At 38.2% G+C, this 16,207-nt stretch carries 11 protein-coding genes; 1 reads left to right on the top strand and 10 read right to left on the bottom strand.

Features of this window, described 5'->3' with window-relative positions; genetic code table 11:
- Positions 1-227: 227 nt before the first annotated feature.
- The 8 genes from pyrG to BFA01S_RS16555 all read right to left on the bottom strand — a co-directional run bounded on the left by pyrG (position 228) and on the right by BFA01S_RS16555 (position 12,676).
- Positions 228-1,835, bottom strand: coding sequence for a CTP synthase (gene pyrG, locus BFA01S_RS16590; RefSeq protein WP_066233172.1), 1,608 nt, complete (start codon positions 1,833-1,835; stop codon positions 228-230).
- A 293-nt stretch (positions 1,836-2,128) separates the two neighbouring features.
- On the bottom strand, positions 2,129-2,665 hold the full coding sequence (gene rpoE / locus BFA01S_RS16585; protein WP_066233169.1) for a DNA-directed RNA polymerase subunit delta: 537 nt from the start codon (positions 2,663-2,665) through the stop codon (positions 2,129-2,131).
- 232 nt (positions 2,666-2,897) lie between these two features.
- On the bottom strand, positions 2,898-6,152 hold the full coding sequence (gene icmF / locus BFA01S_RS16580) for a fused isobutyryl-CoA mutase/GTPase IcmF (RefSeq protein ID WP_066233165.1): 3,255 nt from the start codon (positions 6,150-6,152) through the stop codon (positions 2,898-2,900).
- Positions 6,153-6,166: 14 nt separating this feature from the next.
- Positions 6,167-7,294: an acyl-CoA dehydrogenase gene (locus BFA01S_RS16575; RefSeq protein WP_066233161.1), complete on the bottom strand. Its 1,128-nt coding sequence runs from the start codon at positions 7,292-7,294 to the stop codon at positions 6,167-6,169.
- Positions 7,295-7,299: 5 nt separating this feature from the next.
- Complete coding sequence (locus BFA01S_RS16570) at positions 7,300-8,442, bottom strand: acyl-CoA dehydrogenase (RefSeq protein ID WP_066233158.1); 1,143 nt, start codon at positions 8,440-8,442, stop codon at positions 7,300-7,302.
- A 56-nt stretch (positions 8,443-8,498) separates the two neighbouring features.
- A complete protein-coding gene (locus BFA01S_RS16565) occupies positions 8,499-9,350 on the bottom strand; it encodes a 3-hydroxybutyryl-CoA dehydrogenase (protein WP_066233156.1) in 852 nt (283 codons plus the stop codon).
- A gap of 22 nt (positions 9,351-9,372) precedes the next feature.
- Positions 9,373-10,554 carry an acetyl-CoA C-acetyltransferase gene (locus BFA01S_RS16560; RefSeq protein WP_066233153.1) on the bottom strand — a complete coding sequence of 394 codons (1,182 nt, stop codon included), beginning with the start codon at positions 10,552-10,554 and terminating at the stop codon, positions 9,373-9,375.
- A 40-nt stretch (positions 10,555-10,594) separates the two neighbouring features.
- Entirely contained in the window at positions 10,595-12,676 is a 2,082-nt protein-coding gene (locus BFA01S_RS16555; protein WP_066233150.1) for a (Fe-S)-binding protein, read from the bottom strand.
- Positions 12,677-12,781: 105 nt separating this feature from the next.
- On the opposite strand from BFA01S_RS16555, the gene cls reads away from it, so the two are divergent.
- Positions 12,782-13,984: a cardiolipin synthase gene (cls, locus tag BFA01S_RS16550; RefSeq protein ID WP_235843051.1), complete on the top strand. Its 1,203-nt coding sequence runs from the start codon at positions 12,782-12,784 to the stop codon at positions 13,982-13,984.
- Positions 13,985-14,028: 44 nt separating this feature from the next.
- On the opposite strand, the gene argS is transcribed toward cls, so the two are convergent.
- Positions 14,029-15,699, bottom strand: a complete 1,671-nt coding sequence (gene argS, locus BFA01S_RS16545; protein ID WP_066233144.1) for an arginine--tRNA ligase — start codon at positions 15,697-15,699, stop codon at positions 14,029-14,031.
- Between the two features lie 12 nt (positions 15,700-15,711).
- Positions 15,712-16,146, bottom strand: coding sequence for a YwiB family protein (locus BFA01S_RS16540; protein ID WP_066233141.1), 435 nt, complete (start codon positions 16,144-16,146; stop codon positions 15,712-15,714).
- Positions 16,147-16,207 lie beyond the last annotated feature (61 nt).

Below are 16,207 nucleotides of genomic sequence, written 5' to 3'. Positions count from 1 at the left end.
GGAAAACCCCCACTGATAGAAGTTTCACCTTATCAATAATCTTCTATATAGTAGAAATCAATCTCTCATAACTGTTTCATAAATATCTAATGTATCGCAAGTTTTTTTACTAAATTAAATTATATATAATAAAAAAGAAGCTGATTTTGAAATCAGCTTCTTTTTGTTCACTCAACTAAATTTAGATTGAGTAAACAATTCTCTTTTCTATTCACAGTAGAGAGATATTATATTTTTTCCGATACTTTTAATGAAGCACCTACGAAATCACGGAAAAGCGGCTGTGGTCTTGTCGGTCTTGATGTGAATTCAGGATGGAACTGTGATGCAACAAACCAAGGGTGGTTCTTTACTTCAACGATTTCCACAAGTCTGCCGTCTGGGCTTGTACCTGAAAATACGAAGCCTGCTTCTTCCATAGCCGTACGGTAGTCATTGTTAAATTCATAGCGGTGACGATGGCGCTCATATACAACTTCATCTGCATAAGCTTCCATAGCAAGAGAATCCTCTTCAAGCTTACAAGGATATAATCCTAATCGTAATGTACCACCTAAGTCTTCCACATCTTTTTGTTCCGGAAGAAGGTCAATAACCGGATTCGCTGTATCTGGATCAATTTCAGATGAATTTGCATCTTTTAGTCCTAAAACATGGCGCGCAAATTCAATAGAAGCTACTTGCATCCCTAAACAGATTCCGAAGAATGGAACTTTATTTTCACGAGCATATTTCGTTGCAGCAATTTTACCTTCTACTCCACGGTCTCCGAATCCTCCTGGAACGAGGATACCATCTGCTCCTGATAATAATTGCGCTACATTCTCTTCTGTTACTTCTTCTGCATTAACCCAATCTATTTCAATATCAGCATCATGTGCATATCCTGCATGTCTTAATGCTTCAACGACTGAAATATAAGCATCTTGAAGCTCAACATATTTCCCTACAAGTGCAATTTTTGCTGTCTTTGATAAATTTGTCACTTTATTTACAAGCTCTTTCCATTCGCCCATATCTGCTTCACGGCAGTCTAATTTTAAGTGCTCACAAACAATTGAATCTAAATTTTGTTCTTGTAATGCAAGCGGGATTGAATAAAGTGTTTCTGCATCTCTACATTCAATAACTGCATTTTTATCAACATCACAGAATACAGCGATTTTATCTTTCATATCCTGAGGCATTGGTAATTCCGTACGAACAACAATAACATTAGGCTGAATACCTAAGCTGCGTAATTCTTTTACACTATGCTGTGTCGGCTTTGTTTTCATTTCGCCGGCTGCTTTAATAAATGGAACAAGTGTACAGTGGATATACATAACATTATCACGGCCGATATCGCTCTTAATTTGACGGATTGCTTCTAAGAAAGGAAGGGATTCAATATCTCCTACTGTTCCGCCAATTTCTGTAATAACAACATCTGCTTTTGTCTCTTTTCCTGCACGGAATACACGTTCTTTAATTTCGTTCGTAATATGTGGAATAACTTGTACTGTTCCGCCAAGATAGTCTCCGCGACGCTCTTTTTTCAGTACTGTTGAATAGATTTTCCCAGTCGTCACATTATTGAATTTCGTTAAATTTATATCGATAAAACGCTCATAATGACCTAAGTCCAAATCTGTTTCTGCACCATCACCAGTTACATATACTTCACCATGCTGGTAAGGACTCATTGTTCCTGGGTCCACGTTAATATACGGGTCAAATTTTTGAATCGTTACACTCATACCGCGATTTTTTAATAGCCTTCCAAGAGAAGCTGCCGTTATCCCTTTTCCTAATGAGGACACAACCCCGCCTGTTACGAAAATATATTTTGTCATTATTTTTTCCCCCTCTTTATAATCTATATCAGTTATACTGCTCTAAAATATGAAAAACAATTTGAGGAACTAAAAAGAAAAGCCAGGAGTATCTATTTAACAATACTTCCCGCTTTAATTAATGGATAACCTGGAAAAGGAAATATAAAAAAATCCATACTTCTCCAGTTTTAAAAAGAAGAAGCTCCCTTTCAAACAGCGTTGAAAGGGAGCATTAATTTATATAAGAATAAATGCCTTTTTAAGAGCCCAAATTAGATTCTACCTACTTGCTCGTTCAAAGTCAAGACGATTTATTTGTCTTCTTCATCTTCCTCATCGTCAAAATCTTCGTCATCTTCTTCAAGCTCAAATTCTTCATCATCTAACAGCTCTTCTTCATCTTCAAATTCTTCATCGTCATCAAGATCTTCATCGTCATCAAACTCATCAGCATCCGGCTCGTCAAAGTCTTCTTCGTCATACTCAAGCTCTTCTTCAATCTCATCAAAGTCTTCCAATTCAAGATCTTCTTCCACTTTTTTCGCTTTTTTCTTCTTCGTTTTTACAACTGGTGTAACTTCTTCCTCAATTTGCTCATAAGGATACCAGCTTCTTAAGCCCCAAGTGTTCTCTCCCAAACAAATATAGCGGCCATCTATGTTTAAATCTGTATAAAATTGAGAAATTTTAGCTGCAACTTGTTTTTCAGATAACTCTAGTAATGACGCAACTTCAGCAACTAAATCTTTAAAAACAATCGGTTGCCTTTTTTCTACTAATAATTCATAGGCAACTTCAGCCATTGCCATCTCTTTTAATTGTTCCTTTGAGAATTTCGTTAAACTCAAAGTCTGCACTCCCTTTCTAGGTCATTCATTTATGTATCAAATCCGGGCAAGAAGAAAATAATCATTTGCCCAGTTATTCTTCTATGCTTGCAACAATGCTTTTTGATTATACCTTATTCTCATTTATTACTAAAATAACGAATAAGTCTGCAAATCATACCATACATTATAAACAAATTCTAGCAGTTTATGCTACCATTACATTTGATTACAATGAAAAAATAATCACATCTCACATATTACGGCGATATTGTCCACCTACTTCATATAAAGCTTTTGTAATTTGACCAAGACTCGCTACTTTTACTGTCTCCATCAACTCATTAAATAAATTGCCTTGCTGAATAGCCGTTTGTTTTAATTTCTCCAGTGCCAAGGGGCTTTCCTTCTTATTTTTTTCATGAAAATTTTTAAGATTATTAATTTGCAGCTTCTTTTCTTCCTTTGTTGACCTTGCTAATTCGAGGTTGTTTAATTGTTCCTCAGATGGCGGATTTGGATTTAAATATGTGTTAACCCCAATGATCGGAAGCTCTCCATTATGTTTTTTCATTTCATAATACAATGATTCATCTTGGATTTTTCCTCTTTGATACTGCATCTCCATGGCACCAAGCACTCCGCCGCGCTCGTTCAATGCATCAAATTCCTTTAATACAGCTTCTTCCACTAAATCTGTTAATTCCTCAATAATAAAGGAGCCTTGCAGCGGATTTTCATTTTTCGTTAAGCCATGTTCTTTCGTTATGATCATTTGTATAGCCATCGCCCGTCTGACCGATTCCTCCGTCGGTGTTGTAATTGCTTCATCATAAGCATTTGTATGAAGAGAATTACAATTATCATGGAGTGCCATCAATGCCTGTAATGTCGTTCTAATATCATTGAAATCAATTTCCTGTGCATGGAGTGATCTTCCAGATGTTTGAACATGATATTTCAGCTTTCTGCTTCTTTCATTTGCTCCGTATCTTTCCTTCATGACAACCGCCCAGATTCTTCTTGCGACACGCCCAATCACCGTGTATTCAGGGTCAAGGCCATTGCTGAAGAAAAAGGATAAATTCGGGGCGAAATCATCAATGTTCATCCCTCTGCTTAAATAATATTCCACATAAGTAAATCCATTTGCAAGCGTAAATGCTAATTGTGTAATCGGGTTTGCCCCGGCTTCAGCGATATGATAGCCCGAAATAGAAACAGAATAGTAGTTTCTTACTTTCTTCTCAATAAAGTACTGCTGAATATCCCCCATCAAGCGAAGTGCGAACTCAGTTGAGAAAATACAAGTATTCTGTCCCTGATCTTCCTTTAAAATATCAGCTTGTACTGTACCTCGTACGGTTTGCAAACTGTAAGCTTTTACTTCTTCGCATTCTGTTACAGTAAGTTCACGCCCCAGTTCCTGTTTCTTTAATTCGGCCTGCTGGTCAATTACTGTATTCAAAAACATAGCAAGGATAATCGGTGCCGGGCCATTTATCGTCATCGAAACAGATGTAGACGGCGAACAAAGATCAAAACCTTTATACAGCTTTTTCATATCTTCGATCGTGCAAATACTTACACCACTCTCACCGACCTTTCCATAAATATCCGGACGGTGATCGGGATTTTCACCATATAATGTTACTGAATCAAAAGCAGTGCTCAGCCTTTTTGCATCATCGCTCTTTGATAAATAGTGAAAGCGACGGTTCGTCCTTTCAGGTGTGCCTTCACCGGCAAATTGACGCTTCGGGTCTTCTCCTTCTCTTTTAAATGGAAAAACACCTGCGGTATAAGGATAAGAGCCAGGCACATTTTCTTTATAAAGCCATGTTAAAATATCACCATCATCTTTATATTTCGGCACACATACTTTCGGAATCGAAAGACCTGAAAGAGAGACAGTTTTCAATTTAGTAATCATTTCTTTACCCCGGACTTTTGTTATGAACTCATCCTTCTGATACTTTTCTTTTGTATCTTTCCAGGATTTTAATAATCGCTTTGATTCAGGAGTAAGTTTTTCCTCTAAGCTTTTTTGCAAAGCCTGTAATGAATAGACAGTATCCTCGTCTTCACTGTTCTCCTCAAGCGTTTCAATCGCGCCTTTAAGCTGATACACTTTTGATGCTAGCTCTGCCTGCTCATGAGTATGTCTATGATAATCTCTTACTGTTTCACTTATTTCTCTTAGATAATAGCTTTTCTCCGGCGGAATAATAGATATTTGCTTTTTATTCATATTTTCAGCAGGCAAGCTTAACTGCCAATTTTTATTCAGTAGTAAGTTTAATTTTTCTATTAATGCTTCGAAAAGTATATTCGTTCCTTCATCATTAAATTGACTGGCAACTGTTCCGTAAACCGGCATTTCATCGAGTTCTTTATGGAAAAGCATATGGCTGCGCTGATACTGTTTTTGGACTTGACGTTTTGCATCTTTTGAACCTTTTCTTTCAAATTTATTAATAACGATAAAATCCGCATAATCGATCATGTCAATTTTTTCTAACTGTGATGGTGCACCGAATTCACTCGTCATCACATATAGTGACAGATCACATATACTCGTAATTTCTGCATCTCCTTGACCGATGCCGCTCGTTTCAACGATAACAAGATCATATCCAGCATATTTTACGATATTGATGGAATCTTTTATTGCGAGGGAAAGTTCAGACCTTGACTTTCGTGTCGCTAAGCTTCTCATGTACACTCTCGACGAAAAGATAGCATTCATCCTGATCCTGTCCCCCAGCAATGCTCCACCGGTTTTCTGCTTTGTCGGATCAACTGATAAAATAGCAATTTTTATTTCCGGAATATTATTCAGAAAACGTCGAACAAGCTCATCTGTCAATGAACTTTTCCCTGCACCGCCTGTGCCGGTAATACCGATAACCGGCACTTTTATTTCTGCTTGTTTCACCTGACGAGAGATTTTACCGAAAATCGATTGCATTTTAGAATCTTCTTCAATCCGGGATTCTGCCAATGTAATAAGTTTTGCAACATGGGAAATATTATCACTCTGTAATGCATTCTCTTCCATGTTACTTACAGTCGGAAAATCACATCGCTTAATCATCGTATTAATCATTCCTTGAAGACCAAGTTTCCTACCATCTTCGGGAGAGAAAATTTTCGTAATGCCGTATTCATGCAGCTCTTTTATTTCACGCGGGATAATAACTCCTCCCCCTCCGCCAAATAGACGTATATCGCCTGCTCCTTTTTCTTTTAACATATCGTACATATATTTAAAAAATTCTACATGTCCCCCTTGATAAGAAGAAATTGCAATTCCTTGCACATCCTCTTGAATCGCCGCTTGAACAATTTCCTCGACCGAACGATTATGACCTAAGTGAATCACTTCTACCCCGCTCATCTGTAATATTCGACGCATAATATTAATAGACGCGTCATGTCCATCAAATAAGCTTGAGGCTGTAATGAAACGCACTGCATGTAAAGGTTTATACGCATTACCCGCCATTTTCATTCACCTCTTTATTTTGTCAGCATTCTTGAAATAACAAGCCTCTGGATTTCCTGTGTCCCCTCGTAAATTTGTGTTATTTTTGCATCCCTCATATATCTTTCAACCGGATAATCTTTCGTATATCCATATCCTCCAAATACTTGAACAGCCTCCGTCGTTACCTTCATCGCTGTATCACCAGCAAAGAGCTTCGCCATTGCTGATTCTTTTCCGTAAGGAAGATTATTTGATTCTTTCCATGCTGCCTTATAAGTAAGCAGTCTCGCTGCTTCTATATCCGTTGCCATATCAGCAAGCTTAAATCCGATTCCTTGGTGAGCAGCAATTGGTTTACCAAACTGCTTACGTTCCTTTGCATACGAAATAGCCGCGTCCAGTGCCCCTTGAGCAATCCCAACAGCTTGTGCCGCAATTCCGTTTCTGCCACCATCAAGTGTCATCATCGCAATTTTAAAGCCATCTCCTGCGCTCCCTAACATATTTTCTTTCGGAACGATACAGTTCTCGAGTATAATTTCCGTTGTCGGTGAGGAACGAATTCCTAATTTTCTTTCTTTTTTTCCTGCTGAAAACCCTGGGAAATTATCTTCAATTATGAAGGCGCTTACTTCCTTTTCCTTTGTTAAAGCAAAAACAATATAAACTTCAGCTACTCCGCCATTTGTTATAAAAATTTTCGTACCGTTCAAAATATAATGATCATTTTCTACACTCGCTGTCATTCTCATACCGCCGGCATCAGAGCCCGACCCTGACTCTGTTAAACAGTAAGCACCGACCTTTTCCCCTAGTGCCATCGGTTTTAAATACTTCTCCTTCTGCTCCTCTGTACCAAATCTATATATTGGCCAGCATGCCAATGATGTATGAGCAGACAATGTAACACCTGTCGAAGCACATACTTTCGAAAGTTCCTCAACGGCAATAACATAAGCTAAATAATCAAAACCGATGCCGCCATATTTTTCAGGCCAAGGAATACCTGTCAGTCCGAGTTCAGCCATCTTATTAAAAATACTTCTATCAAAGCGTTCTTCATCATCACGAACAGCAGCAGTTGGTGCAACTTCATTTTCTGCAAAATCACGAACCATTTTCCGAAGCATTTCATGTTCATCAGACAGCGAGAAATTCATACGCCTCACATCCCCTTAGTTAAATGTTTATTAATCACTATTTTTTGAATTTCACTCGTCCCTTCGTAAATCTCACATACTTTTGCATCTCTAAACATACGCTCCACTGGATAATCTTTCGTATAGCCATAGCCCCCATATATTTGTATTGCCTCCGTCGTCACTTCCATCGCCGCTCTTGAAGCAAATAGTTTTGCCATCGCTGCTTCTTTCGTACATGAATTATTTTTTTCTTTTAAAAAAGCAGCCTGATATGTTAATAATGCAGCAGCCTCTACTTGTGTCGCCATATCGGCAAGTTTAAAACCGATGCCTTGATAGGCGGCAATTATTTTCCCGAATTGTTTACGCTCTTTCGTATATGTGATTGCATATTGCAATGCTGATTCTGCAATGCCTAATGACTGAGCAGCAATCCCGATTCTGCCGGCATCTAAGTTTGCTAAGGCAATTGAAAAGCCCTTATTCTCTTTGCCAAGTAAGTTTTCAACTGGAACTTCTACATTTTCGAATATGAGCTGCACTGTTTTTGAACCGTTCAGCCCCATTTTTCGTTCGTTTTTTCCTATGACCAGCCCTTTTGTGTTTTTTTCAACGATGAATGCAGAGATCCCGTTACTTTTACGTTCTGGATTTGTAGAAGCAAATACGATATATGTGTCCGCTTCACACCCATTCGTTATAAATACTTTTGAACCATTTAATATATAATGATCATCTTTTTTTACAGCTCGCATTTTTAAGCTGCCGGCATCGGAACCGGACCCAGGCTCTGTTAAACAAAATGCCCCTAAATACTCACCCGCCGCCAGCTTCGGTACATATTTCTGCCTTTGTTGTTCTGTACCGAAGTTGTAAATCGGATTTGTGCCGACAGATGTGTGAACGGATAAAATAACGCCGAGTGCCGGACTGACTTTTGAAATTTCATGAATGGCGATAATATAGGAAATAAAATCTAAGCCTGCTCCACCATATTTTTCTGAGATCGGAATTCCCATCAAACCGAGCAAACCCATTTTTTTTATTATTTCTTTAGGAAATTCTCCATTTTCCATTCTTTCAACAAATGGAGCAACCTCCTTCTCAGCAAAACCCCGGACCATTTGACGAATTATTTGCTGTTGTTCCGTAAAATGAAAATCCATCTATTCACCTCTTTTCTATAAATACAAGATATCAATTATTCAACAAAAATCAGCGATTAAGTATATGTGTAAAAGCCTCTTCCGCTTTTCCTGCCGAGCCTGCCTGCCTTTACATACTTTCTTAAAAGTGGACATGGGCGATATTTATCATCACCGAATCCGCTGTGGAGTGTTTCCATAATATAAAGGCATGTATCCAATCCGATAAAATCAGCTAATGTAAGCGGTCCCATTGGATGATTCATACCGAGCTTCATTACTTCATCAATTGCTTCCTTCTTTGCTACCCCTTCAGATAATGTGTAAATTGCTTCATTAATCATCGGCATTAAAATCCGATTGGAAACAAAACCAGGATAGTCATTCACTTCCACTGGAACCTTATTTAATTTTTTCGTTAGCTCTTCAATTACTTCGTAGACCATATCTTCGGTTTCCAATCCTCTAATAATTTCAACGAGCTTCATTACTGGTACTGGATTCATAAAATGCATGCCGATTACTTTTTCAGGGCGATTTGTTGCAGATGCAATTTCTGTGATGGATAGTGAGGAAGTATTTGAAGCTAAAATCGCATGCTCAGGTGCAGTTTTATCAAGTTCTTCGAAAATCTTTAACTTTACTGCCATATTTTCTATTACTGCTTCTATAATGAGGTCAGCATTTTTTGCCGATTGTAAAAGGGTGGATGGCGAGATATTTTTTATGACCTCTTCCCTTCTTACTCCGGTCATTTCCCCTTTCTCGACTTGTCTATGAAGACTGCTCGCTATTTTATTTAAGCCTTTCTTCACTATTCCTTCCTCTAAATCATATAAGATAACGTCAAATTCGGCTTCAGCAAAAACCTGGGCAATCCCTGCCCCCATCTGTCCTGCACCGATCACCATTATTTTATTCACTTCCAAAACTTCATCCCTCCCTTAAAAATTAATGAACTTGGACCATGACTGCATCACCTTGCCCGCCGCCACTGCAAATAGCAGCTATGCCGATACCTCCGCCGCGTCTCTTTAATTCATAAATCAATGTAAGAAGGATCCTCGTTCCACTTGCCCCGATTGGATGCCCTAGTGCAACAGCACCCCCGTTTACATTGACTTTTTCTTCATTTAAACAAGCCAGTTTTATACTCGCTAAAGCAACTGCGGCAAATGCCTCATTGATTTCGAATAAATCGATGTCGTCAGCAGTTTTCCCCGTCTTTCTTAAAAGTTCATTTATAACAAGACCAGGTGTTTTCGGAAAATCCTTCGCTTCAACAGAAATCTCTGCATGACCAATAATTGTTGCTAGTGGCTTTTTATGTTCCAATATTGCTCGTGCCTCGCTCATTAAAACGAGTGCTGCTGCCCCATCGTTTACACCTGGTGCATTTCCAGCAGTTATCGTTCCATCTTGATTAAAAACCGGCTTCAGCGTTGCTAATTTTTCTAAAGAGGTATCTTTGCGTGGGCCTTCATCATTCGAAATAACGGTCACTTCTCCCTTTTTATTTAAAATAGAGACAGGAACAATTTCTTCTCTGAATTTATTTTCTTCGATTGCTTTATTTGCCCGCTCATGACTTCTATAAGCCCATAAGTCCTGTTCTTCCCGGGAAATAATTAATTGTTTTGCTGTTTCATTTCCGTAAGTCCCCATATGCACTCCTGTAAAGCTGCATGTAAGTCCATCTGAAAGCAGGGAATCTTTCACAACGCTATTACCCATCTTCATCCCAAATCTGGCATTAGGTAAAATATATGGCGCCTGACTCATCGATTCCATCCCTCCTGCAACGATCACTTCTTCGTCACCAGAGCGGATAATTTGATCAGCTAATGTAATACTTCTCAATCCAGAAGCACATACCTTATTAATAGTTTCCGTTTTTACATGCCATGGAATTTCTGCATTTCTTGCCGCCTGCCTTGATGGAATCTGTCCTTGCCCACCTTGAATGACATTTCCTAAAATAATTTCTCCTATGTCAGCACTATTGATATTCGCCCTTTTGACTGCTTCCTTTACGGCAATACCGCCAAGCTCAGCAACTGTTAAAGCAGATAAGATTCCTCCTAATTTTCCAAAAGGTGTACGGGCTCCGCTTAAAATGACAGTTTTAGTCATCTTTTTATCTCTCCCCCCTGTTTTTCCTTTCCTTCTATTTTTATGATGAAATTTCACTAGTCATGACGTTTGGGCCGAAGACTGATTTTTCTAACATTTCTGCAACATCATAAGTCCCGACTTCCTCTTCAACTTCTTTCGCCTTCGTACCATCGCTAAGCATCGTTAAGCAATAAGGACAGCCTGAACTGATGACGGAAGGATTTACAGAAAGTGCCTGTTCCGTTCTGACGACATTCATCCTGCTTCCTTTCTTTTCTTCCATCCACATAAGGCCTCCCCCGGCACCGCAGCACATTCCATTTTCACGATTTCTCTCCATTTCAATAAGCTTTACACCCGGAATAGACTGCAAAATTTCCCTTGGCGCCTCATACACTTCGTTATACCTGCCTAAATAGCAGGAATCATGGAAAGTAACTATCTCATCTACTTTATAAATTGGTTTTAGTCTGCCTTCTTTCACAAGCTTTGCGAGCAATTCTGTATGATGAAATACTTCTATTTCCAAGCCGAAATCCGGATATTCATTTTTAAAGCTGTTATAGGCATGAGGATCTATTGTGACGATTTTCTTTATATTGTTTTTTGTAAATTCCTCAATATTGCTTACAGCAAGCTCCTGAAATAAAAATTCATTTCCTAAACGGCGCGGCGTATCTCCTGAATTTTTTTCCTTATTGCCTAAAATTGCAAATGTAACTCCAGCCTTATGAAGCAGCCTTGCAAAGGAGGCAGCTATTTTCTGACTTCGGCTATCATAGGAACCCATTGAACCGACCCAGAATAAATATTCAAATTCACTTCCATCTTTCTTCATTTCCTTCACAGTTGGAATAGAAATATCATCGATCTGATCACGCCACATTGCTCGGTCTTTTCTATTTAATCCCCAAGGATTTCCCTGGCGTTCAATATTCATCATTGCCCGTTGTGCATCTGGCTCGACTTTTCCTTCTGTTAAGACGAGATAACGGCGCATATCAATAATTTTATCGACATGCTCATTCATCACAGGACATTGATCTTCACAATTACGGCATGTAGTACAGGCCCACAGCTCCTCTTCTGTAATCACATCCCCAATTAAGCTGGGGTCATAGCCGGAAGCTTCCTTAGCAAGTTGATTTCCTTCGCTCCGTTGAAAAGCAACTGCCGGCACCCATGGCTGTTTCGATGTTATTGCGGCTCCTTTATTCGTTAGATGGTCACGGAGCTTTAAAATTAAATCCATCGGAGAAAGCAGTTTGCCAGTACCCGTTGCCGGACACATACTTGTGCAGCGGCCACATTCTACACATGCATACAGATCAATCAGCTGTGTCTGCTTAAAATCTTCCACTTTTCCAACTCCGAATTCCTCTTTCGTTTCATCTTCAAAATTAATTTTTTCTAATTTATTTGAGTTTCGGCTTAAGAAAACATTTATTGGTACAGCTATTAAATGAGCATGCTTTGATTGCGGGATATAAACTAAGAAGGCAAGTAAAAGGATTAGGTGAAGCCACCAGGCAATATAGAAAATAGAGATCGCAGCAGTTTTATTTATAAAGCCAAATAGAAATGCAATTGCTGAAGCAATAGGTTCTGTCCATGACAGTGCTTCGTCTTGCCAAATAATATTCATTCCATTTCCAAGCAGTACAGTAAGCATCAGTCCACCGATGAAAAGAAGGACGAACCCAGATTTAAATCCCCGCTTAAGACGAACGAGTTTTTCGATGTAACGACGGTGGAAGGCCAGGACTACTGCGACTAAAATAATAAATGTAATAACTTCCTGAAAAAATGTAAATGATGAGTAGAATGGGCCTAAAGGCAATACAGTACCAGGCTTTAATCCTTTCATAATAAAATCTATTGCTCCAAATTGAACGAGGAGAAAACCGTAAAAAAACATAATATGAATGATCCCGCTTTTTCTATCCTTAAGAAGCTTTTTCTGTCCGAACACATTTACCCATACTTTTTGAAGTCTTTGTTTTATTTTTTTATCAAATTCTACTTTTTCTCCGAGTGCAATATATGCAGCTCTCGTCCGAAGTAAGTAGATAAATAAATAGACAGCATAAATTGTGACAACAGCAAATGCGATAAAATTAACAGTTAACAGCATATTCATCAGCTCTTTCCCCCACTCATCCGATATTTTTAAACACATAAAAATGACCGTATACGAGAAAAATAATGTAAGGCTCGTTAACAAACTCTGTCAGGAGGAGTTTATTTGATTACTGTAGCAATTATTTGTTTTTTCTTCGCAGCAATTATCGTTTGGCTAACAATTGATTATAAAGCTGGAAGGAAGAAGCATCTTCAGCAAGAACGTTATCAATTTTATCCGATGCGGAGAAGTAATTTAGAATTTTATATAGATGGGCACAGCTTTTATAATGAACTTTTTCGGGCAATTAAACAGAGTAAACAATCCGTTCATATTTTGTTTTACATTGTGAAAAATGATGAAATAAGTCATGAATTTCTGACGCTGCTAGGTGAGAAAGCAAAACAAGGTGTTGAAGTGCGACTTCTGCTTGATTATATTGGCGGCAAAGAATTTACTGACAAGGAGATATCGTTATTAAAGCGAAAAGGTGTACATTTCGCCTATGCAAATAAACCGAAATGGCCTTTTTATTTTTACACTTTGCAGGCAAGAAATCACCGAAAAATAACAGTGATTGATGGCGAGATCGGCTTTTTAGGCGGGTTTAATATTGGCAAAGAATATTTAGGACATGATCCAAAATTAGGCTTCTGGCGGGATTACCATTTACGCCTTACTAATGAAGGTGTTACAGACCTCCAACAGCAATTTTCTAAAGACTGGTTTAAAGCGACCTCTGAAGATTTAACAAGTAATCAAACTTATTTCCCTAAACTACTTCCGGGTAAATTAGAGCAGAGATTTCTTTCAACCAATGGCAGTTTCTTAAAGAAATATTTCATTTCTTTAATCCAATCTGCAAAAAAAGAAATACTCATTTGTACACCATATTTTATTCCGGGTAAAAAAATTCAACAAGAATTAATAAAAGCTGCAAAACGTGGAGTAAATGTGAAGGTTTTGGTACCTATGAAGGCAGATCACCCACTTGTAAGAGAAGCTTCTTTCCCTTATTATGGGCCGCTTATTCTGGCCGGGTGTGAAATTTACCGATTCTACCATGGGTTCTATCATTCAAAAGTATTTGTTGTAGACGATAATACTTGTGATATCGGTACAGCCAATTTTGATAAGCGCAGTTTTTATATTAATGATGAGATGAATTGTCTTATTTATGATGTGGATTTTATCCAAAGGGTGAAAGAATCGGTTTATGAGGATTTTACACGCTCTGAAAAATTAACATATGAATTTTTAAAGAAGAGACCGATTAGTGAACGGGGCAAGGAATTACTAGCCAGTATGATATCTTATTTTTTATAGGAAAAGAAACAGCATTCCTGGCTTTAGGAATGCTGTCTTTTTTATTACATTTTCTCAGGTGAGGATACACCGATTAATGTTAATGCATTTTTCAACGTAATTTGTGTTGCTTTCATTAAACCGAGACGAGCACTGCTCTTTTCAGTATTGTCTGCATCAAGCACTTTTTCCGCATTGTAAAAACTGTGTAGTGTAGAAGCAAGATCGAAAATATAATTTGTAATTCGGTGCGGAATTCTCTTTGTTGCAGCTTCTGTTACTGCCTGTGGGAATTCACCAAGTTTTTTCAATAGATCGATTTCTTTTTCAGATGTAATTTCATCAAGTTTTAAATCTGCATCATATGATAACCCTTGTTCATCTCCCTGACGAAGCATACTGCAAATTCTAGCATGTGCATATTGTGCATAGTAAACAGGGTTTTCATTTGATTTTGAAACAGCCAAATCTAAATCAAAGTCCATATGTGTGTCACTGCTTCTCATCGCAAAGAAGTAACGCACTGCATCAAGACCAACCTCTTCAATTAAATCTCTCATCGTAACAGCTTTACCTGTACGTTTACTCATCTTCATTTTTTCACCATCTTTATAAAGATGAACGAGCTGAATAATTTCCACTTCAAGTGTATCTTTCTCATAACCAAGTGCTTCGATCGCAGCTTTCATCCGTGGAATGTAGCCATGATGATCCGCACCCCAAATATTAATCAGCTTTGTAAAACCACGGTCAAGCTTATCTTTATGGTAAGCAATATCAGGTGTTAAATATGTGTAGGAGCCGTCCTGTTTAATTAAAACACGGTTTTTATCATCTCCGAAAACAGTAGAGTTAAACCATGTTGCGCCGTCTTCTTCATAAATATGCCCTGTTTCTCTTAACGCTGCTAATGCTGTATCAATTTTACCATTATGGTATAAAGAAGTTTCTGAATACCATACATCAAAAGCAACACGGAACTCTTCTAAATCTGCTTTAAGCTTATCAAGCTCATACTTTAAACCATATTCTCTGAAAAATGCTTGTCTCTCTTCCACCGTTTCATTCGCAAAACGATCACCAAACTCTTCCACAAGTTTTTTGCCGATCCCGATAATATCTTCCCCTTGATATCCATCTTCAGGCATTGGTGTATCATGTCCTAATGCTTGGAAATAACGCGCTTCTACAGATAATGTTAAATTATTAATTTGATTTCCTGCATCATTGATGTAATATTCACGGGAAACATCATAGCCTGCTTTCGATAAAACATTGCATAAAGAATCTCCGACAGCAGCACCACGGGCATGGCCTAAATGCAAGTCGCCAGTCGGATTCGCGGAAACGAATTCCACTTGGACTCTTTCATTATTCCCTACATTTGTTTCTCCGTATTTTTCACCAGCTGAAATAATTGCTGGAATTAAATCCGTTAAATAGCTGTTATTCATGTAAAAATTAATGAATCCCGGTCCAGCAATTTCAATTTTTTCAATTGATGCTTTTCCTTTATCAAAATTTGCGACGATTTCATCAGCAATTGCACGAGGAGCTTTTTTAGCAACTCTTGCTAACTGCATCGCAAGGTTTGTTGAGTAATCCCCATGTGCTTTCTCTTTCGGAAGCTCTAGCAGAATGGCTGGAATTTGTGCTTCCTCTGCAAGACCGGCCTTTACAGCCGCCGCTTTTATTTCTTCTTTTAAACGCTCTTTCACTTGTTCAACGATATTCACGCTTACTCCTCCTTAAGTTATCTTTTTAAATGTAATCGTTAAAGTATGTAAATGTTTGTCATTTTCGCCTATTTGCAAGTCATATATAATAACAGCTTTTCCTTCTTTCACATCGTTATCCTTTTCAATAAGAAGTGATTTCGTTCTCGTATCAAGCTGCATTTTACCAAACGGTGTAGAATAGTCAGTTAAAGTATGCTCCTGCTCAATAAAATTCTGCCTCATTCTAACAGCGCCGCTTCTCATAATTGTAACTTCCTGTTCCCTTAGTTTCACAGTTGTTTTTACCGCACCAAGCTCATGTGTCTCTTCATATCTTAAATAGACTGTGCTGCCTTTTACCGTACATTCCCCTTCTGTATAAAGCTCAATTTTCTCTTTTTCACCATCATGTTCCTGTTGTATTTCAGAAAGGACTTTTATTTGAACAGGTGTGCTTATTGACATTATAACACTTCCTTTTCATCATCCGTCTATAAAGTGAAACTTCCATCAGTGGGGGTTTTTC

Origin of the sequence: Metabacillus fastidiosus NBRC 101226 (assembly GCF_001591625.1) — a bacterium.
Classification (GTDB): Bacteria; Bacillota; Bacilli; order Bacillales; family Bacillaceae; genus Metabacillus; species Metabacillus fastidiosus.
This window is presented reverse-complemented; position numbering and strand designations above follow the sequence as displayed.